Raw genomic sequence first — 18381 nt, forward strand, 5'->3', positions numbered from 1 at the left:
TGATGATCGTGCGAAGAACGGCCCAGGGCAATGCGGGCCACGCGGCAGAAGCCGCACGAAAGCGCTCGTGCGTTGTGCGGCGCTGCGCGCGTCTGGCAGGCGCGGCACTGTGCGCGCTGGCTGCCGCCGGTTGCACGCTGCAGGTTCCCGCACACGCCGATGCGCTCGCGCAAGGCATCGTCTGGCAGCCCGATAACGACCATCTCGACCTGCGCGGCGACTGGGACCGGTTAGGCGTGAACGAACTGCTGGTGCAATGGATCGCCGTGGACGACGTGGCGTTCATGGCGGGCGCGGGCATTCCCGCGCCGCGCGTGCCCGACTGGGTGCGCATTGCCAATGAACCGTGGGCGCGCGGCGTGATCGTCGGGCTGGCGGGCTATTCGGACGAGAAGAAAGCGCGCGAGAACCTCGAAACGCTGGTCGAACGATCGCTGAAGCTAGCGGCTGTGCGGCCGCCGGTGCACATCACGGGCTGGTATTTCCCCGTCGAAGTCGATCCCACCTGGGCCGACGCGCCACGTATGGCGCCGCTGCTGGAAAAGCTGCCGCATCCGTTGTGGCTCAGCGTGTACGACACCAGCAACATGGGCGGCGAGGCGCTGGCGAAATGGCTCGACACCTGGCTGCCGAAAGATGTCGGCGTGCTGCTGCAGGACGGCTGCGGTGTTTATGCGCGCGGCCCGGCGGCGGCGCGCGAATACGCGGACGCCTTATCGGCGCATCTGGGCCACAAGCGCGTGCGCATCATTGCGGAGGCGTTCCGCCCGAAGCAGGGTGGGGGCTTTCGTGCAGCCACGGCCGCGGAACTCGCGCCGCAGCTCGAGGCGTATCACGGTTATCGCGTCTATCTCTTCGACGGGCCGCACTATATGTCGCCGGAACTCGTCGAGGGCCTGCTGCAGCAGCAGAAGGCGAGGGGCGCGGCACAGTAGCGGCGCATGCGCCGATCGCCAACCGCGTGTTGAGTGGGCGCGCGTGTTAGCGCAATTGCGCAAATGCGATCAATAGCACCATGCCGCCGATGGCGCCGTCGAGCACGCGCCACGCACTCGCACGCCGGAACAGCGGCGCGAGCGCACGTGCGCCGTAGCCTAGCGCGACGAACCATACCGCGCTCACGCACATGGCGCCGATCGCAAAGGCGAGGCGGCTGCCCTGCGGTTCGCGCGCGCCGGCCGTGCCGATCAGCAGGAAGGTGTCGAGATACACGTGCGGATTGAGCCAGGTGAACGCGAGCGTCATGAGGATGATCGGCCATGCGCGCTGCTCGGGCGCATCCGCCGCGGCATTGCTTTCCAGCACCGCGTGCGAAGGGCGCACCGCGCGCCGCAGCGCGCCAATGCCGAACCACACGAGCCAGGCAAGCCCCACATACAGCACGACGTGCACGAAAGTCGGATAGCGCTCGACGAGCGCCGAGGCGCCGCCCACCCCCGCGCCGATCAGCACGAAGTCGGACAGCGTGCAAAGCAGGACGATCTTGCCGACGTGCGAGCGCAGGATGCCCTGACGCAGTACGAACGCATTCTGTGCGCCGATCGTGACGATGAGCGAGGCGCAAAGCGCTGCGCCGTGAGTGAAAGCGAGCCAGTTCATGACGGTTGCGGGCAAAGTGGGAGCGCGGGCGGCGCAGTACGCGGCGCCTGCGATCGTTGGACATCGACAGGGAATGGCGCTAGTCTGCCGCCATGAGCCGCATAAGAACAGCTCATTTTCATTAACCGGATTAAGGAACGCTAATGCTCGACTATGCCTTGCTCGATGCGCTCGCCGCCGTCGTGCGGCATGGTTCGTTCGATCGTGCTGCGGGCGCGCTCAACGTCACGCCGTCGGCGGTCTCGCAGCGCGTGAAGCTGCTGGAGGAGCGCGTGGGCACCGTGCTCGTGAAACGTGGCCAGCCTTGCGTCGCGACGGCTTCGGGTGCGCTGCTGTGCCGTCACACGGAGCGCGTGCAGTTGCTCGAGGCGGAGTTGGGCGGGGCGATGCCGACCTTCACGAGCGCGCTGGGGGCAGCGCGGCCGACGCTGCGGGTGGCAGTGAACGACGACAGCGTGGGCACCTGGTTCATCGACGCCGTGGCGGCCTTCTGCGTTGAGCGCGGCATTCTGCTCGATCTTGTGATCGACGACCAGGATCACACCGCGCAACGCATGCGCGACGGCAGCGTGCAGGGCGCCGTCACGACGCAGGCCGAGCCCGTGCAGGGCTGCCGCTCGACACGCCTTGGCCGCATGCGCTATCTCGCGGTGTGCTCGCCGGCGTTCTTCGAGCAGTATTTCGCGCAGGGCGTGACGCGCGACACGCTGCGCCGCGCGCCGTGCGTCGAGTTCAATCCCAAGGATCAGTTGCAAAAGCGCTTCATTCGCCGCATCACGCGTGCGCAGATCGATGCGCCGCTGCACTGGATTCCGCATGTGGCCGGTTTTCTGCGTTGCTGCCTGAATGGTCTGGGCTGGGGCATGTGCCCCGAGCGCATGATCGCGCCGCATCTCGCGCGCGGCGAACTCGTTGAGCTCACGCCGGGCCGGGCGCTCGACGTCGAACTCTACTGGCAGAGCTGGCGGCTTTCCATTGGCTGGCTCGACGACTTCGGCTCGATGCTCAGAGTACGCGCCGGCGAATTTCTCGATCAGGGCCGCGCCACCTGAGGCGAAACCAGCACGCACCTAAGACGCACCTAAGACGAACCGCGCGATATCTTCATTCGTTTGTCTTTATCCGCGGATTCAATGGGGGTTTAGTGTGCATTCTTTCGGTGCGGATGATGGTGCTTGTAACATCACCGCTTTGTTGCTATTCGTATGGAACGCATCGCACAATGACAGGATTGACAGGTAGCAAAGCCGCTAAAGGAATATTCAAAATCCATTAATTGCTATTCCGAATAGTGGAATGTCTCGATATTCGATGCACAGGATGATGCAAGCTTCGTGCGAGAATATTACGGTCAATAGACTGACGTTTAGTATGTGATATGTCTGATGCGCCTATGTCGAATAGGGCATTGCGTTTCATTGATCGGTCACGTGTCGTGTGTAAGAGTGGAGCCAGTGCGTTCCGCGTAAAGACCGCTAGATGGGCACTGGGCGGGCGTTTCGGGCGGCATGCGCCTATCGGACGCAGCGGGCGCTGTAACAATTCAGTTATGTTCGAAAGTCACGCCGCTAGTGACATCAAGCCAGAAACCGGTTATTTTTTCCGCAGCGGGATTGTTAAGTATCATCAAATCGGCAAAAAAGTTCACGGATGTAAAGAAACCAACATTGGAGGCTTACAGTCGGAACTGAAAGCTCCGCCATCTCGTTTTTTGCGTTTGGCATTATCGTGTGAAAATTGCGTTTTTCCTGTGGATTGCGAGTTAGACACGCTATAATCCGGACGTGGCAGAGTGCTTATTCGACCGGCATATTTGAATCGTTTCCACGTGCACGAGGTGCATTATGACGAAATTAGATACCGGCAGCGTTTGGCAACAAACCATTGACCTTCTGTCCGCGGCTTCCGAGCCGCTAAGCCTGGACAGCGAATTCGAAGGCGGCAGAAGCTGCAAACCGGTACCCATCACACGCGGCGCTTCGGAGGCGGCCAACCGGCGGCGTGCCACCGTACGTTCGTGGGACGCGCAGGGCATTACCTTGATCCGGCGGCATGATCCGGACAGCATCACCGTTTGCTGGAGCGACGCCACCTATGGCCGGTACTCCGACCAGTTGTGGCGGGTTTGCACAGCGCGCCGCAGCGCCGTTTGCGCACTGACCGGCGAGAAGATCCGCCGCGGCGACGCGGTGTTCCGGCCGAGCCCGAATCGCCGCCATCGTCCGGCCAATGCCGACGCGATGATCCTCGCGAGCAAGCTCGACAACCTTCCCAACGCCGTCGTCGCGGCGCGTCTGGACGAGGCACTGGCCGCCTGAGCGGCGTGCACGGGCGTACCGGTCGCCCGCGCGGGTTTGCGGGGTTTGCCTCTTTCTTTGTCCTTGAACCGGGCCACACCCCGTCAGCCACCGTCATGAATTTGCACGAACCGGCGCCCTGAGGGCGCCGGTTTTCGTGCGTCCCGACAAAAGCGGGTTGCCACCGTCCGCCGGGGCAGGCGCAACCGGCGCCCGCTGCGGCGGCGCACCGCTCAAACCGTGGCGTCGCGGGCGTTTTCTTCTTCGAGCGCGTCGCGCGTCTCGGGCATCGCAAGCCAGACCATCAGCACCGCAGCGGCGCCCGCGCTCGCGAGCGCGAGGAAACTCACCGTATTGCCCAGGTGGTCGGCGATAAAGCCGGCAAGCGCCGTCGAGAGCGTGGCCCCAATCCCCGCCGAAAGTCCGAAGAGCCCGATACAGAGGTTGTAGCGGCCCTTGCCGCCCGCCACGTCGGCGGCGATGAGCGGCAGCATCACGCCGAACACGGCAGCCGAAAGGCCGTCGAGCATCTGCACCGGCACGAGGAAGTACGGGTTGCCGACCGCCGCGAACAGGAGCGCCCGCAGCGGGAGCGCACAGAAGCCGAGAATCAGCACGGGGCGGCGCCCCCAGGCCTGGGCGGTGCGGCCCACCCACGGCGACATCAGCGCGACGATGGCCTGAGGCACGATGATGCACGCCGCGATCACGAGCTGAACGTTGTCGCCCATACCGGCCGTCACCTCGCCGGCGGCGAGGTTGAGCATCGCTGCGTTCGAGAGGTGGAACAGCACCACACAGGCCGCGAAGGTCAGCATGCGCCGGTCGCGCAGCAGGTCGAAAATCGTCTCGCGAGCTTCGCCCGAGCCCGCCGCGGCGCCAGCCTTGCCGGGCTTGGCTGCGGGTTTGGCGTAGGCGGCATTCTGGTCGTATTTGATCATCGCGAGGGCGACGAGTGCGGGCAGCGCGAGCGCGGCCGTCAGCCAGAACACGGAGCGCGGCGAGAAGTACTCGCCGCACAAGCCCATGAGCCCGGCGGCCACCGCGCTGCCGATCGAGGCCCAGCGCGCATTGCGGCCGAGCCGGTCGCCCAGGTTCTGGCGGCCCACCAGCGCGAGCGCGAGCGCCGCCATGGCCGGCACGAGCATGCAGCTGGCGAAGCCGTGGAACACCTCGGCGGCCATGACCGCCACGACAGTCGGGCTTGCGGCGAGCAGCACGGCAGAGACGATGATCGCGATGATCGCCCACGCGGCAGCGGCCTTCTTGTTGCGCAGGGCATCCACCGCCGCGCCGCCCGGCACCTGGCTCACCATCGCGCTGATCGTGCCCACCGAAAGGGCGAGGCCGATCTCGCCCTGCGTCCACTTGTGCGATGCCAGATACGACGCGATGAACGGCCCGAAGCCCGTCTGCACGTTCGCTACGAAGAAGTTCAGCCAGTCGAGCGCGCGCACGCTGCGCGGGTCTGGATTGGGTTGTTGCATGGTGCCGTCCGTCATTTGGCACCGTGGGCATTGGCTGCGGAGGCGACAGGCGATGCAGCGGGCGCGGCTTGGGCCGGCGGGGCGGCTTGTCCAGCCGGGGCGGCTGGGGGCGGCGGAGCCGCGGGCGTCACGGCGCGCACCGGCTGGTCGGGAGCGTAGGGCGGCGAGGCATCCACCTGCTGATCGCTCATTTCGAGCTGCGCCTCGAGCGCATTGTTCTTCGTGACGAAGCGCAGCGCGGACCAGTCGGCCGCGATCGTATGACGCTTCTCGAGCGTGCCGCTTACGTCGAGCACCACGGCCTGCGGGGCGGCGCTGCCGTCGAGCAGCACGTCCACCACGCGGCCCACCTTGGCGCCGTTGGCGCGCTCCACGTCCGCGTCGAGCATGGGCAGGCGCGTCGCGCTCGCCTCGGGGTTGCCGGGCTGCGGCGCGCCGGCCTTGGGCCGGTCGGGCACCTGCAGCTGGCTCGCGGGCAGGGCGAGCGTGATGGCGGGTGTTTTTGCCTGGGTGTTCACGCGCACGCCGCTCCACGGGAAGTTGGCCTTGCGATCGCCAATGCCCATGAAGCCTTGCAGGTTCACCACGACGTCGACCGGCTTGCCGCCGGGGCCCGTGACCATATCGACGGCACGGCCCACGACCTTGCCGTCGGTTTTTTGGACTTCGCTGTCGAGTAGCGTGCGGAAGGTGCCGCGCTCGAGTGTGCGTACCTGCACGAGCGGCGGCCGGGGCGGTGCCGGCGGGGCACTCGCGGGCGCGGGCGGCGGCGGCGCCGGACGGGGGCGGCGCACCAGCGCGGGCCGCGGCTTCTTCGGCGCAGGCCTCACCGTGCTCTCCGTTTCCGGCTCGCTCGCCGCCTCCGGCGCGGACGCGGCCTCGGGCTCGCTTGCGGCCGGCTCGGGCTCCGTGGCCACGGGCGCTTCCGGCTCGGGCGGCGGGGCCGGCCGGAACAGGCTGCAGCCCGAAAGCGTGAGCAGCATCAGCAGCGTCAGGGCGTACGGAAAGTGAAAAACAGGACGTGCGGAACGCAAGATGCCGCGTCTCATCTACTGAAACTCCTTGGAGCAGCCGGCGCGACGCGCGCGGCGGGGGGAAACCGGGTCGGGATGCGTGAGTGTAACCCGCGCGCCAGGCCGATCCGCTTAATGACGACGCGGTTGACGTGCCGCAAACGCCGCGCCGGGCGGCAGGATGCCCGCTCGAGCCGTAGCGATGGCGATTCGTCGCGCCTTCGTCAGACGAAACAGGTCAGGCCGCCCTGAAAACCGCCTGCGCCGCGTTCAGGGGCTTCCAGGCGCGTCCAGGTGTAAACGCGGGGCCAGCCCGCGCGGCGCGCCCAGTACACGGGCATATAAGCATCGCGGCATGAACTCAATGCGACTCATGCGATGGGAGCGCATAACGTGTTCGCCTAACCTTCGCTCCATCCATAAAGAGATGTCAAAACGATGAGCGCCGGACGTTGAGCCAGGCGCCGGCAACGCGTCGACACAACTACATCATTCGAGACAAACCTGATGACGGATCGGCTGGTGAGCCGTGAACCGTTTCAGCATGCTGATAAAGGAGGCACTCACCATGATCGAACCCCACGCGCAGCCGCTTGCCGGCACGACCGCCGCCGAAGCCGAGCCCATCGAGTTGGGCGAGGCCTCGGGCTTCATCGACCGTTATTTCGACATTGCCGCGCGCGGCAGCTCGCTGCGCCAGGAGGCGATTGCGGGCGTCACGACCTTCCTCGCGATGGTCTATTCCGTGTTCGTCGTGCCGGGCATGCTCGGCAAGGCGGGCTTCGACACCAGCGCCGTGTTCGTGGCCGTGTGTCTGACCACGGCGTTCGGCTCGCTGCTCATGGGCCTGTGGGCGCGCCTGCCGATCGCCATCGGCTGCGCCATCTCGCTCACGGCGTTCACGGCCTTCGGCCTCGTGCTCGGCAAGGGCTTGAAGCCGGAAGTGGCGCTCGGCGCGGTGTTCCTCATGGGCCTTGTGTTCACGGGCATTTCGGTGACGGGCGTGCGCTCGTGGATCCTGCGCAACCTCCCGCACGGCATTGCACATGGCACGGGCATCGGCATTGGCCTGTTCCTGCTGCTGATCGCCGCCAATGACGTGGGCCTCGTCGTCAAGAATCCGGGCGCGGGCCTGCCGGTCTCGCTCGGCCACATCACTTCGCTGCCTGTGATCCTTTCCGTGGTCGGCCTCGCCGCGATCTTCGGCCTCGTGCGCCGCCGTGTGCCGGGCTCGATCCTGATCGTGATCGTCGCGATCTCGGCGCTCGGCCTCGCCATCGACCCGGCCGTGAGCTTTCACGGCGTGTTCGCGTGGCCGTCGCTTTCGGCGCCGGGCCATGCCTCGCTGATTGGTGCGATGGATATCAAGGGCGCGCTCTCGCTCGCCGTGCTGCCGAGCGTGCTGGCACTCGTGATGACGGCCGTGTTCGACGCCACCGGCACGATCCGCGCCGTGGCGGGGCAGGCCGGTCAGCTCGACGCGAACGGACGTATCGTCAACGGCGGGCGGGCACTGACGGCCGACTCGGTCAGCTCGATCTTCTCGGGCTTCCTGGGCGGCGCGCCGGCGGCGGCCTATATCGAATCGACGGTGGGTGTGGCCGCAGGCGCGAAGACGGGCCTCGCCGCCGCTACGGTGGGCGTGCTGTTCCTCGCAGTGATGTTCTTCGCGCCGCTCGCGGGCCTCGTGCCCTCGTACGCCACGGCGCCCGCGCTGATGTACGTGGGCCTCATGATGCTGTCGAGCGTGAGCCGCCTCGACATGGCCGATATGGTCGATGCGATGTCGGGCCTCGTGTGCGCTGTGTTCATCGTGCTCACGGCGAACATCGTCACCGGCATCATGCTGGGCTTCTGCACGCTCGTGATCGGCCGCGTGGTGAGCGGCGAGATCCGCAAGCTGAATGTGGGCACGGTGGTGATCGCCGGCGTGCTGGCCGCGTTCTACCTGGGCGGCTGGGCCATCTGAGAATCGGATGACCCGGTCATTCGCCCGGCGGCCACGGCGGCCCGTCCGGGCGGCTGCACGGCCCGCGTCGCTTCACGGCGGCGCGGGCCGTGTGGCTTTCGGCGCGTGATGTTTTGGCGCGTTACTTCGGCAGCACGCTGTTACGCCCCTTGCCCGCGTTGCGTGGCTTGCGCGGTTTAGGCTCCACGCCGATGCGCGGGTCGCGCGCGAGGACAAGCGCGCTCAACGTCGCGGCGGTATCTTCGAAGGCCGCATCGGCTTGCGGCACATAGAGCCATTTGCCGAGCACGGGATGTGCTCGCAACGCCGGGATCGTTTCGATGAGCGACGCATGGTGCTCCCGCGACGTGCAGACAAGTACGCCGTTGAACGGCGCGTCGCGGTCGGCGGCTACGAGGCACAGCAGGCCGTCCAGATACGCGGCGTCGCAGCCGAACATGGGCTTGCAGAGGTAGCTGGGCTCGCGCTCGAAGGCGTCGAAGATCCAGAGCAGCGAGTTGCGGATTTTGGACGGCATGGCGTGACGTGGCAGAGATGGGGAAATGCGCGGCGCGGTGAAACGGCCATTTTAGTGGCGGCTGTGCGGCCGTGCGCGCCGCCGCCAGTCCATGCCGACGCTTTCCTTGACATCGCGCGCTCGCCGTCTATGCTTAACCGCATGGTTAAGTATGAAGACGACACCCTCGACCGCACCTTCGCGGCGCTCGCCGATCCCACGCGGCGCGCGCTGCTCGCGCGCCTCTCGCAGCACGACGATCTTTCTGTGAGCGCGCTCGCGCAGCCGTTCTCGATGTCGTTGCCCGCGGTCATGAAGCATCTGGATGTACTCGCCCAGGCGGGCCTCGTCACGCGCGCGAAAACCGGCCGCACCGTGGCGTGCCGGCTCGCCGCGGGGCCGATGGAGGACGCGATGCAGTGGCTCGCGCACTATCAACGCTTCTGGAGCGAAACGCTCGATCGACTCGCCGCTTTCGTGGAGGAAGATGCATGTCTACCCAGCCCGCAGCCGGACCCGGCACCTGGCAAGCTCCAAGTCTCACCATCCGGCGGCGGCTCAACGCCACTGCCGCGAAGGTCTACGCCGCGTGGACGCAGCCGGCGCAGCTGATGCGCTGGATGCAACCGCTCGACAACACTTGCATCCACGCTGAAGCGGATGTGCGCGTGGGCGGGCGCTTTCGCGTGATCATGCGCGGCGCGAACGGCGAGGAGCACGACGTGAGCGGCACGTATCTCGAAGTCGTGCCGGACGAAAAGCTCGTATTTACGTGGGCGTGGCGCAGCACGCCGGAGCGCGAGTCGCTCGTCACGGTGACGCTGCGCGCCGATGGGCCCGCCACCGACCTCACGCTCAAACACGAACGCTTCTTCGACGAAGCGGCGCGCGATTCGCATAACGAGGGTTGGACAAGCGCGATGGATCAACTGGTGGCGCTGTTCGCCTGAACGGCGCGCATGTAACCGAAAGGAGGATTGGACGATGGAGACGCACAAGATCGTTTCGGAGGCCGAATGGCTTGAGGCCCGCAAGGCGTTGCTGGCAGAGGAGCGCGCATTCACGCATGCACGCGACGCGCTGGTGGCGAAGCGTCAGGCGCTGCCGTGGGTGAAAGTCGAGAAAACCTATACGTTCGATACGCCGCAAGGTGCGCGCACGCTTGCCGAGCTATTCGGGTCGCGCAGCCAGCTGATCATTTACCACTTCATGCTGGGGCCGGAGTGGGAAGAGGGATGCCCGGGCTGCTCGTTCCTCTCCGACCACGTGGACGGCATGCTGCCGCATCTGGAGCATCACGACGTGACCTACGTGGCCGTATCGCGCGCGCCGCTCGCGAAGATCGAGGCGTTCAAGCGGCGCATGGGCTGGCGCTTTCCGTGGGTGTCGTCGAATGCGAGCGACTTCAACTTCGACTATCACGTGTCGTTCAGCGAGACCGACAAGGCGCGCGGCAAGGCAATCTACAACTACACCGAGCAGGAATACATGAGCGACGAACTGCCCGGCGTCAGCGCGTTCTATCGCGACGAAGCGGGCAACGTGTACCACACGTATTCAACATACGCGCGCGGCGGGGACATGCTGATCGGAACGTATGCGATGCTGGAACTCACCGCGAAGGGGCGCAACGAAGAGAAGGACATGCGCGAGTGGATGCGTCACCACGATCGCTATGAAGATGCGCCCGCGCAGTCATCGTGCTGTGCGCACGAGAAGCAGTAAATGCCGTGCAATAAGGATAGGCAGTTGTTAGTACAGCGAAAGGATGCTGCGATGTCAGCGTAAGAAATGGGCTAGAGCGACATCTCGAACGCGGGGCGCAGCAGCACTTCGATCGCCATCACGATCAGTCCCATCGCGCTGGCGGCGAGCGTCAGCGTGCCATATTCATCGTAGCGCGTGTCGTAGAGGCACGCGACGATGATCAGGACGGCCAGCAGATTGGTCAGCCAGTAGAAGTTCAGCGCGAGTAGCATCGGCGTATCCGGTGCCGGCGCGCAACGCGCCAGCAGCTAGTGCAAGACGCTCGGATTCTAGCGAATCGACCTTACGGATACGCAACAATAACGTGCTCTACAGCACTTATCTTTGCGGTTTTGGCATCTCTTTACGAATCCAGTCGGTGACCGAAGTGCGCTGCGGCTGCCAGCCGAGCAGCTTGCGGGCGCGCTCGCCGCGCACGCGGCTGTTCGAGCCGAGGCCGTACGACGCCATCTCATAACCCCATTCCTCGATTGCTGCTTCGAGCGGCCAGTCCTGCGGCGCGCCGAGACCCATCACATCGGCGAGCGCCGTGGTCATGTCGCGGAAATTCGCTTCGCCGCTTTCGACAAAGTAGAACGTGCCCGCCGGCGTATTTTCGAGCGCGAGGCGATAGAGTTCGGCCACGTCGTCGACATGCACGTTCGACCAGATATTCAGGCCGCGCCCGACGTGGCGCATCACGCCACTCTTCTGCGCCTGACGGATGAGCCGCGGCAGTTGCACGCTTGCGGCGCCCGGCACGGCGCCCACGCCATAGATCAGCGTGTTGCACAGCACGGCGCTCTTCACGCCGCGCGCCGCCGCCGCGAGCACGAGATTATCGATCGCCACGCGCGGCGCCTTGTCGGCGGTCGGCTCGGGCAGGGCGTCTTCGTAATAGATGCGATCGGTCGCTTCGCCGCCCGACGCGTCGCCCACGATGCTCGAGCCGCTCGTGTGCAGGAGCGGCTTGCCGGAGCCTGCGAGCGCGTCGATGAGCGCCTCGACCGCGCCGCGATGGTCGCTGCTGGCCGCGTTGATCACGGCGTCGGCGGCGCGCGCTTGCTCCATCAGCGTCGCACGGTCGTCGAGATCGCCCTGCACGGGTGTGATGCCGAGTTTTTCGAGGTCGGCGAACTGCTCGGGGCGGCGTACGAGGCCGCGCACCGTGTGGCCCGCGCGCACGAGATGCGCTGCGATCGTGCCGCCGATAAAACCGCCTGCGCCTGTCACGAATACTTTCATGGGTTGCTCCTGGTTCTGTTCGATTTGCGACGGCGATCAGTATCGGCGCATTCCGGCTTTGCAAAAACCGCTTTAGTCTCAAATGAATCTTGACTCGCGATCAATAATGCGGACGACGACGAGCCGCACCGCGCTCAGGCCGTTGCGTGGGTGGCACGAGTGAAGGGCAATGGCACGTCGGCGGGAATCGGGCATTCGTACGGCTTGCCGCGACGGCGTTCGATCAATTCGGCTTTCGCTTCGGCCGCGAGCCGTGGGTGGGCGAGCAGATCCAGCGCGGCGGCGGCCAGCGTTTTCGCTGCGAGCAGCATGCCTTTGTGCGCAAGGGAGGTCTTGCCTTGCGCGACCAGCTGCCACGAATGGAAGGGCGTGCCGAACGCGAAGCAGCTCACGAAGCATTGCGCCGTCGGCGTGACCCAGCTGACGTCGCCGACGTCGGTCGAGCCATAGAGCGGTTTTTCGTTGCCTGGCTCGTAGGGATCGATGCGGTCGAAAAGCGGTTGCGGTTCGCGCCACGCATGGGTGAGCGAGCGCGCCGCGCTGTCTATGTCCTCGGCGCTCAAGGTTTCCTGTTGGAGCGCGCGTGCGAACGCGGTCTCGGGCTCGCTCCAGGCGGGCGCGCCGAACGCATGCAGATGGCGATCGACGACGCGGTTGAGGATCGTGTTTTGCAGCAGGTTCGAACAGGCCTTGTCGAACACGATCTCGAGACGGCAGCCCGTCATCAGCGCCGCGCCGCGCGCGACGTCGCACACGCGCGCGTAGAGATCGCGCGCCTGATCGTTGCGAGGCGCACGCACGAGGTAGAGCACTTCGGCGTTCGCCTGCACGACATTCGGCGAGAGTCCGCCCGTGTTGGTCACGGCGTAATGCACGCGCGCTTCCGGCAGCATATGCTCGCGCAGATAGTTGACGCCCACGTTCATCAATTCGACGGCGTCGAGGGCGCTGCGTCCGAGATGCGGTGACGCGGCCGCGTGCGACGCCCGGCCGTGAAACCGGAAGTACGCCTGAATATTGGCGAGCGAACTGGCCGCGAACACGCCTGTGTGCGTCGCGGGGTGCCACGAGAGCGCGGCGTCGACGTCGTCGAAGCAGCCGGCGCGCGCCATGAAGGTTTTGCCGGAGCCGCCTTCCTCGGCCGGGCAGCCGTAGAAGCGCACCGTGCCGGGCCGGCCGGTCGCTTTCAACTCGGCGGCAGCGGCGACCGCCGCGAGATGCGCGGCGGTGCCGAGCAGATGGTGGCCGCAACCGTGGCCGTTGCCGTTGGCGATGTCGCTGGCGGGATGGCAGGCGAGTGCGCCTGCTTCCTGACTCAGCCCCGAGAGCGCGTCGTATTCGCCAAGGATCGCGACCACCGGCGCGTTATCGGCCGTGGCGGCGCCTTGCGAGTCGTTCGTGTATTCGGCGACGAAAGCAGTGGGTATGCCGGCAACGCCGCGTGTCACGCGAAAGCCCGCGGCTTCGAGTGCGTCGATATGCAGGGCCGCCGAGACGGTTTCCTCGTAGCGCACTTCGGCGAGTTGCCAGATGGCGTCGGCGAGCGCGGTGTAGCGCGGCGCATGTTCGTCGATGAATGCGGTGGCGAGCGAGGCGAGAGCGGTAGGAGGTGTCATGGTTTCGAGGCAGGTGAGAGAGTCGATCAGAATTTTTTGCGCAGACCGAGCGCGACGACGAGCGGATTGAGACCCGGCGACGCGAGCGGATCGGAGCCGAACGAGAGCTGGGACTGGCCCTGGTTGCGGAATCCGCCCACGCGCGCGTACAAGCCGGTGAGCTTGGAGAACTGATAGTCGTAGCCGAGCAGCAGGCCGAACGCGCTGTCCTCGCGGCCCGACACGTTGCGGTAGATCGCACCGGCGCGCACGGCGTGCGGCCCCTGCGACCACACCGCGCCGAGCGAGTACACGCTCGCCACGTAAGTGTTGATGGCGGTGGGGCGCGTGAGCGTGAAGGTCGCCGAAGCGCCGAGCGCGCCGAACTGATAGAGCGCGCTTGCCATCACGAGGTCGGTGCGCGGACCGTCCGGTGTGCCAGGTGCCTTGCCGTGCGGCGTGTCGGCCCAGATCGCGTTGTACGAGACGGTGAGGTCGAGCGGACCGTTCGCGTAGTCGACGAGTCCGCCCACGTTGCGGGCGACTGGACTCGCGCCGGCCTCGTTGCGCAGTGCGTAGAGCACGGTCGCGCTCAGGCCGTTGTAAGTCGGCGTCTGATAGCTCACGGCGTTGTCCACGCGCGCCTGCACGGTCGTCGCGCCGGGGCCCAGGTCGCCGACCGCGAGCACGGCGCTCGCCCACGGCGACAGCATGCCGACGGCATAGAACGGGTCGGCGCCTTCGGGTGGAATTGCCGGATACTGCTTGCCGAGTTTCAGGCGGCCCCAGCGCTCGGAGCCGATCCAGAGATTGGCCTCGCGATTGAACATCGAGGTGGCGCTCTGCTGCTGGCCGTTCATCAGGTTGATGCCGCCTTCGAGCTTGAAACCCGAGTAGACGCCCGCACCCAGGTCCTCGGAGCCGGTGATGCCCCAGCGCGAGGTGGACGCGCCGCCGCTTTGCAGTCGCAGCGCGGTGTCTCCGCTGTTGTTCGAGTATTGCAGGAAGCTGTCGACGGCGCCGTAGACCGTCATCGACGCCTGCGCGCCATGAGCGGCCAAGGCGAGGATTGCCAGCGCGAGTGGGCGCAAGCATTGCGAAGCGGTGGGAAAGAATGTCTTCATGTCTCTAATGTTGTTGGTCTGATGGATCACGGATGCGATGCGCACGGGACTCAAGCTGGCGCGCGCACGCCTGCCTCCGACGCGCCGAAGGCGCACCGGAAAGACGAAAAAGCAGACGTTGCCCAGGAGGGGCGCGGTGCGAGCGATGGTTAGCGCTCGATCACCGTGCGGTCATTGCGCGGCGCCGATGCCGCGCCGTTCGGGAAAGCTCGCGATGGCGACGAGGCTGACCGTGCCCGCCGCGAGCAGATACCACGCGGGCGACATGGCGTCCCCGGTGTGCTGGAGCAGCCACGTGACGTTGAATTGCGCGAAGCCGCCGAAGACCGTCACGCCCACGCTGTAGATCACCGCGAGCGCCGTGGCGCGCACCCGCTGAGGAAAGGCTTCCATGATGAGCAGAAAGAACGACGAGGTACCGAGCGTCGCGAGCCCCATGACGACGGTAACGATCGCGATCAGCACGGGGATCGACGGTGAACTGAGCAATACGCGAAACGACGGATACACGCACAGCAGCGAAAGCAGCGTGGTCACGAACACGAGCGGCTTGCGGCGCGGCAGGCGGTCGATGATGCACAGGCCCGCGAGCAGCGCGGCGAGCGTCATCGTCAGACCCGAAGCGCAGCCGGCGAGGAACGACGTCGCCACCGGCAGATGCAGCGCGCGCACCGCGTAACCCGGCATATAGAACACCATGATGTAGAGCATCGAGGTCGGCCCGACGATCATCAGCACGCCGAGCAGCAGGCGCGATTTGTAGCCGGCGAGCAACTCGCGCACGGCGCTCTGCGTTTTCGGTTCCGGCGTGTGGGTTTCGTCGAGATGGCGGCGGATGTACAAGCCGACCGGTCCGACCAGCAGGCCGAACAGAAAAGGCAGGCGCCAGCCCCAGGCTTCGAGCGCATCGGGCGGCAGCACGGCCGAAAGCAGCGCGCCGCTGAGCGCGCCGAGCAGCGCCGCGACGCCCTGGCTCATCATCTGGAAACTCACCATGAAGCCGCGCCGCGAGAGCGGCCCCGACTCCATGAGAAACGCCGTCGCGGTGCCGATTTCGCCGCCCGCCGACAACCCTTGCAGCAGACGGCCCGCGACCACCGCGATCGGCGCGGCAACGCCGATCTGCGCGTAAGTGGGGGTGAGCGCGATGAGCGCCGTGCCGGCCATCATCAGCGCGATGGTGAGCGTGAGCGCGGCCTTGCGCCCCTTGCGGTCCGCGTAGCCGCCGATCAGCACGCCGCCGAGCGGCCGCATCACGAAGCCCACGCCGAAGGTCGCGAGCGCGAGCAGCATCGAGCCCGCGCCGGAATCGACCGGGAAGAACGCCTTGGCGATCAGCGCGGCGAAGTAGCTGAACACGGTGAAGTCGAACATCTCCAGCGCATTGCCGGCGGATGTGGCGATGATCGTACGGGTCCGCGAGCCTCGGTGGGAAGCAGCTGAGGCGGTGTCGATCGATGAGGCGAGGTTTTGCTGCACGCGCGGTCTCCTTGATTGATATATCGCGCATTGCGTCGGGACAAACGTCGCGCAATGTCATGCGGCAAATCATAGGAACGTCTCTATAATCGAAATAGACATAAATTCTTATTCCGATAAAAACGGTTTATCAGGTGAATCCCGCGTCAGAACTGACATCCATGTCGCGGCGTGCAGCGCTGCCAGCGTCGTCCGGCGCAGACCGCTTCGCGAAGGCGCATAGGTCATGAAGCTGCATCAGTTGCGCGCACTCGTGGCGGTGGCGCGGGCGGGCAGCGTGCACGAGGGCGCGCGCCTGCTGTGCGTGACGCAGCCTGCCGTCACGCGTGCGCTGCGCGATCTCGAAGACGAAGTGGGGCTCTTGCTCATGACGCGCAGTTCATCGGGCGTCACGCTCACGAGCGACGGGCGTGTGTTGCTCGCGCGCGCGGAGCTGATCGTCAACGAAATCCTGCGTACCGAGAACGCGTTGGCGAACCTGCGCGATCAGCGTCAGGGGTGCGTGACAATCGGCGTGACGCCGCTCGCAGGCATCAGCGTCCTGCCGGGCGCGTACGACCGGTTCCGGCAGCGTATGCCCGACGTCGCGCTCGAGTTCGTCGAACACGCGCCTTCGCAGCTCGTCGAACTGTTGAAGAACGGCGAGCTGGATTTCGCACTTGCCCCGAGCGTGCAGCCGCGCGAGTTCGCGACGGTGCGTTGCGTGGAGTTGGCGACGTTTCCGATGTGGTTCGCTGTGAGCCGTCGCGGTGGTTTGACGAAGGCGAAGTCGCTCATCGATCTTCAGGATGCCGAATGGCTGCACACGGGGCCGTCGGAGGAGTTTCGCGCGTTTCTCGCCGCACAGTTTGCCGAGGCGGGTTTGCCGCCGCCGCGCCGGGTGACGCGCTGCGCCTCGCAGGCGCTCTATTACGGGCTCGCGCTCAACGCCAACGTGGTGACATCGTGGACGCATCTCGCCTTGCGCGCCGAAGAGGCGCTCGAGCATCTGCAAACGCTCGACCTGATCGGGCAGCCGCCCGCGCGACGGCTCTACCTGCTGTTCCGCCGAGATGCGGTGCTAACCGCGATGGCCCAACGCTTTGTCGATTGCATCACCGAAACCATTCAGGCGATCGACGAAACGCCGCGCGGCCGCGGTGCGCCTGCCAGACGGCCGACGGCGGCACGCTGAGCGCGCCTTGCCGAGCGCCGCTGGCGTCTCACGCAGACGCTTGGCGTTGCCCGCGCCGTGGGCGACAATCCGGGCGCTAGAGGCGCGCCGCACCCGTTGCGTGCCAACGCAGTCCAGGCGCGAACCGACCATGAAAACCTCCACCGACGAACTGCTCGTATTCGTCACCGTGATCGATGCGGGGTCGATCACCGCCGCCGCCGAAAAGCTCGAGCAAACCGTATCCGGCGTGAGCCGCGCGCTGACGCGGCTCGAAAAGCAGCTGGGCGTCGCGTTGATTTTGCGCACCACGCGGCGCTTGCAGCTCACGGAGGAGGGCGAGCTGTTCCTCGATCGCGCCCGCGCCATTCTCGCGGCGATGGCCGATGCCGAAGAGGCCGTCACGCGCCACCGCGAGCGTCCTTCGGGGCGCTTGCGCGTGGATGCGGCCACGCCGTTCATGCTTCACTGCATCGTGCCGCACGTCGCGGCGTTCGCCGACGCGTATCCCGAGATCGAACTCGAGCTCACGAATAACGAGCGCATCGTCGATTTGCTGGAGCAGCGCGTGGATATCGCCATTCGCATCGGCACGCTGCAGGACTCCACGCTGCACGCGCGCTCGCTCGGCACGAGCCGTTTGCGCATCGTCGCGAGTCCCGGCTATCTCGCGGCGCACGGCACGCCGCGCAGCGTGGCCGCGTTGCGCGAACATCGGCTGATCGGTTTTACGGCGCCCGCGCATCTGAACGGCTGGCCGCTGCGTGCGGCCGGCGGCGGCGAAGCGGGCGCGGCCGCAAGGACGCAAGAGACCGAATCCGGCTACACCATCGCGCCCGCGCTTTTGGCGTCGAGCGGCGAGACGATACGCCAGCTCGCGCTCGCCGGAAGCGGCATCGCGTGCCTTTCCGACTTCCTCACCACGGCCGACCGTGGGGCGGGACGCCTCGTCACGGTGCTGGACGACGCGCTGATCGAATCGCGCCAGCCGATCCACGCCGTGTACTACCGCAGCGCGGCGCTTGCGGCGCGCGTGCAGTGCTTTCTCGCGTTTATTGGGGGCAGGCTGCAACTCGATACGTGACGGTCGCTCGCGGCCTTCTCGTGGATAGTCCCAGGCCACAAGGGCCGCAAAGAGGAGTTGTATAGACAGGCGCGCCAGGCTAGACTTCGGCCAC

At 66.2% G+C, this 18381-nt stretch carries 18 protein-coding genes; 9 read left to right on the forward strand and 9 right to left on the reverse strand.

Annotation, left to right across the window (positions count from 1 at the left end; genetic code table 11):
- The first annotated feature begins 2 nt into the window (after positions 1-2).
- The gene (locus U5A65_RS34920; protein ID WP_321949139.1) at positions 3-935 is read left to right on the forward strand and encodes a hypothetical protein; all 933 of its coding nucleotides are present in this window, start codon (positions 3-5) and stop codon (positions 933-935) included.
- Between the two features lie 46 nt (positions 936-981).
- On the opposite strand, the gene U5A65_RS34925 is transcribed toward U5A65_RS34920, so the two are convergent.
- Positions 982-1599 (reverse strand): LysE/ArgO family amino acid transporter, encoded by a 618-nt coding sequence (locus U5A65_RS34925; protein ID WP_321949140.1) that lies wholly within the window; start codon positions 1597-1599, stop codon positions 982-984.
- A 143-nt stretch (positions 1600-1742) separates the two neighbouring features.
- On the opposite strand from U5A65_RS34925, the gene U5A65_RS34930 reads away from it, so the two are divergent.
- Both U5A65_RS34930 and U5A65_RS34935 read left to right on the forward strand, forming a co-directional pair.
- Positions 1743-2651 carry a LysR family transcriptional regulator ArgP gene (locus U5A65_RS34930; protein WP_321949141.1) on the forward strand — a complete coding sequence of 303 codons (909 nt, stop codon included), beginning with the start codon at positions 1743-1745 and terminating at the stop codon, positions 2649-2651.
- 792 nt (positions 2652-3443) lie between these two features.
- A complete protein-coding gene (locus U5A65_RS34935) occupies positions 3444-3917 on the forward strand; it encodes a DUF3331 domain-containing protein (RefSeq protein WP_051482004.1) in 474 nt (157 codons plus the stop codon).
- Positions 3918-4129: 212 nt separating this feature from the next.
- Here the strand turns inward: U5A65_RS34935 and U5A65_RS34940 are convergent, their stop codons facing one another.
- Positions 4130-5383 (reverse strand): MFS transporter, encoded by a 1254-nt coding sequence (locus U5A65_RS34940; RefSeq protein WP_321912289.1) that lies wholly within the window; start codon positions 5381-5383, stop codon positions 4130-4132.
- Positions 5384-5394: 11 nt separating this feature from the next.
- Positions 5395-6432: a PRC-barrel domain-containing protein gene (locus U5A65_RS34945; protein WP_321912287.1), complete on the reverse strand. Its 1038-nt coding sequence runs from the start codon at positions 6430-6432 to the stop codon at positions 5395-5397.
- 532 nt (positions 6433-6964) lie between these two features.
- Here U5A65_RS34945 and U5A65_RS34950 point away from each other — a divergent pair.
- On the forward strand, positions 6965-8365 hold the full coding sequence (locus U5A65_RS34950) for an NCS2 family permease (protein WP_321912285.1): 1401 nt from the start codon (positions 6965-6967) through the stop codon (positions 8363-8365).
- A 121-nt stretch (positions 8366-8486) separates the two neighbouring features.
- On the opposite strand, the gene U5A65_RS34955 is transcribed toward U5A65_RS34950, so the two are convergent.
- Positions 8487-8882, reverse strand: a complete 396-nt coding sequence (locus U5A65_RS34955; RefSeq protein ID WP_321949142.1) for a hypothetical protein — start codon at positions 8880-8882, stop codon at positions 8487-8489.
- A gap of 141 nt (positions 8883-9023) precedes the next feature.
- Here U5A65_RS34955 and U5A65_RS34960 point away from each other — a divergent pair, with 141 nt between their 5' ends.
- From U5A65_RS34960 to U5A65_RS34970, 3 genes are read left to right on the forward strand one after another with little or no spacing between them, the layout of a single operon-like run.
- Positions 9024-9473 carry a metalloregulator ArsR/SmtB family transcription factor gene (locus tag U5A65_RS34960; RefSeq protein WP_321949143.1) on the forward strand — a complete coding sequence of 150 codons (450 nt, stop codon included), beginning with the start codon at positions 9024-9026 and terminating at the stop codon, positions 9471-9473.
- Complete coding sequence (locus U5A65_RS34965; RefSeq protein WP_321912279.1) at positions 9473-9811, forward strand: SRPBCC domain-containing protein; 339 nt, start codon at positions 9473-9475, stop codon at positions 9809-9811. The genes U5A65_RS34960 and U5A65_RS34965 overlap by 1 nt, the downstream gene beginning before the upstream one ends.
- 34 nt (positions 9812-9845) lie before the next feature.
- Entirely contained in the window at positions 9846-10586 is a 741-nt protein-coding gene (locus tag U5A65_RS34970) for a thioredoxin family protein (RefSeq protein ID WP_321949144.1), read from the forward strand.
- A 71-nt stretch (positions 10587-10657) separates the two neighbouring features.
- On the opposite strand, the gene U5A65_RS34975 is transcribed toward U5A65_RS34970, so the two are convergent.
- The 5 genes from U5A65_RS34975 to U5A65_RS34995 all read right to left on the reverse strand — a co-directional run bounded on the left by U5A65_RS34975 (position 10658) and on the right by U5A65_RS34995 (position 16050).
- Positions 10658-10840: a hypothetical protein gene (locus U5A65_RS34975; RefSeq protein ID WP_321912275.1), complete on the reverse strand. Its 183-nt coding sequence runs from the start codon at positions 10838-10840 to the stop codon at positions 10658-10660.
- A gap of 106 nt (positions 10841-10946) precedes the next feature.
- A complete protein-coding gene (locus U5A65_RS34980; protein ID WP_321912273.1) occupies positions 10947-11852 on the reverse strand; it encodes an NAD-dependent epimerase/dehydratase family protein in 906 nt (301 codons plus the stop codon).
- A gap of 134 nt (positions 11853-11986) precedes the next feature.
- Complete coding sequence (locus U5A65_RS34985; protein WP_321949145.1) at positions 11987-13468, reverse strand: M20 family metallopeptidase; 1482 nt, start codon at positions 13466-13468, stop codon at positions 11987-11989.
- A 26-nt stretch (positions 13469-13494) separates the two neighbouring features.
- Positions 13495-14571 (reverse strand): porin, encoded by a 1077-nt coding sequence (locus tag U5A65_RS34990; protein ID WP_321912270.1) that lies wholly within the window; start codon positions 14569-14571, stop codon positions 13495-13497.
- A gap of 171 nt (positions 14572-14742) precedes the next feature.
- Entirely contained in the window at positions 14743-16050 is a 1308-nt protein-coding gene (locus tag U5A65_RS34995; protein WP_321912268.1) for an MFS transporter, read from the reverse strand.
- 226 nt (positions 16051-16276) lie between these two features.
- Between U5A65_RS34995 and U5A65_RS35000 the strand changes: the two genes are divergently transcribed.
- Positions 16277-17224 carry a LysR family transcriptional regulator gene (locus U5A65_RS35000; RefSeq protein ID WP_321912266.1) on the forward strand — a complete coding sequence of 316 codons (948 nt, stop codon included), beginning with the start codon at positions 16277-16279 and terminating at the stop codon, positions 17222-17224.
- A gap of 130 nt (positions 17225-17354) precedes the next feature.
- Positions 17355-18287 (forward strand): LysR family transcriptional regulator, encoded by a 933-nt coding sequence (locus U5A65_RS35005; RefSeq protein WP_321949146.1) that lies wholly within the window; start codon positions 17355-17357, stop codon positions 18285-18287.
- Positions 18288-18381 lie beyond the last annotated feature (94 nt).

This window comes from Paraburkholderia sp. J10-1 (genome assembly GCF_905220165.1).
In the GTDB taxonomy this organism is placed as follows: Bacteria; Pseudomonadota; Gammaproteobacteria; order Burkholderiales; family Burkholderiaceae; genus Paraburkholderia.

Excerpts from the sequence above, each read along its gene's own strand:
- U5A65_RS34920 (WP_321949139.1), top strand. The coding sequence starts at position 3 with ATGATCGTGCGAAGAACGGCCCAGGGCAATGCGGGCCACGCGGCAGAA.
- U5A65_RS34925 (WP_321949140.1), bottom strand. The coding sequence starts at position 1,599 with ATGAACTGGCTCGCTTTCACTCACGGCGCAGCGCTTTGCGCCTCGCTC.
- U5A65_RS34930 (WP_321949141.1), top strand. The coding sequence starts at position 1,743 with ATGCTCGACTATGCCTTGCTCGATGCGCTCGCCGCCGTCGTGCGGCAT.
- U5A65_RS34935 (WP_051482004.1), top strand. The coding sequence starts at position 3,444 with ATGACGAAATTAGATACCGGCAGCGTTTGGCAACAAACCATTGACCTT.
- U5A65_RS34940 (WP_321912289.1), bottom strand. The coding sequence starts at position 5,383 with ATGCAACAACCCAATCCAGACCCGCGCAGCGTGCGCGCGCTCGACTGG.
- U5A65_RS34945 (WP_321912287.1), bottom strand. The coding sequence starts at position 6,432 with ATGAGACGCGGCATCTTGCGTTCCGCACGTCCTGTTTTTCACTTTCCG.
- U5A65_RS34950 (WP_321912285.1), top strand. The coding sequence starts at position 6,965 with ATGATCGAACCCCACGCGCAGCCGCTTGCCGGCACGACCGCCGCCGAA.
- U5A65_RS34955 (WP_321949142.1), bottom strand. The coding sequence starts at position 8,882 with ATGCCGTCCAAAATCCGCAACTCGCTGCTCTGGATCTTCGACGCCTTC.
- U5A65_RS34960 (WP_321949143.1), top strand. The coding sequence starts at position 9,024 with ATGGTTAAGTATGAAGACGACACCCTCGACCGCACCTTCGCGGCGCTC.
- U5A65_RS34965 (WP_321912279.1), top strand. The coding sequence starts at position 9,473 with ATGCGCTGGATGCAACCGCTCGACAACACTTGCATCCACGCTGAAGCG.
- U5A65_RS34970 (WP_321949144.1), top strand. The coding sequence starts at position 9,846 with ATGGAGACGCACAAGATCGTTTCGGAGGCCGAATGGCTTGAGGCCCGC.
- U5A65_RS34975 (WP_321912275.1), bottom strand. The coding sequence starts at position 10,840 with ATGCTACTCGCGCTGAACTTCTACTGGCTGACCAATCTGCTGGCCGTC.
- U5A65_RS34980 (WP_321912273.1), bottom strand. The coding sequence starts at position 11,852 with ATGAAAGTATTCGTGACAGGCGCAGGCGGTTTTATCGGCGGCACGATC.
- U5A65_RS34985 (WP_321949145.1), bottom strand. The coding sequence starts at position 13,468 with ATGACACCTCCTACCGCTCTCGCCTCGCTCGCCACCGCATTCATCGAC.
- U5A65_RS34990 (WP_321912270.1), bottom strand. The coding sequence starts at position 14,571 with ATGAAGACATTCTTTCCCACCGCTTCGCAATGCTTGCGCCCACTCGCG.
- U5A65_RS35000 (WP_321912266.1), top strand. The coding sequence starts at position 16,277 with ATGAAGCTGCATCAGTTGCGCGCACTCGTGGCGGTGGCGCGGGCGGGC.
- U5A65_RS35005 (WP_321949146.1), top strand. The coding sequence starts at position 17,355 with ATGAAAACCTCCACCGACGAACTGCTCGTATTCGTCACCGTGATCGAT.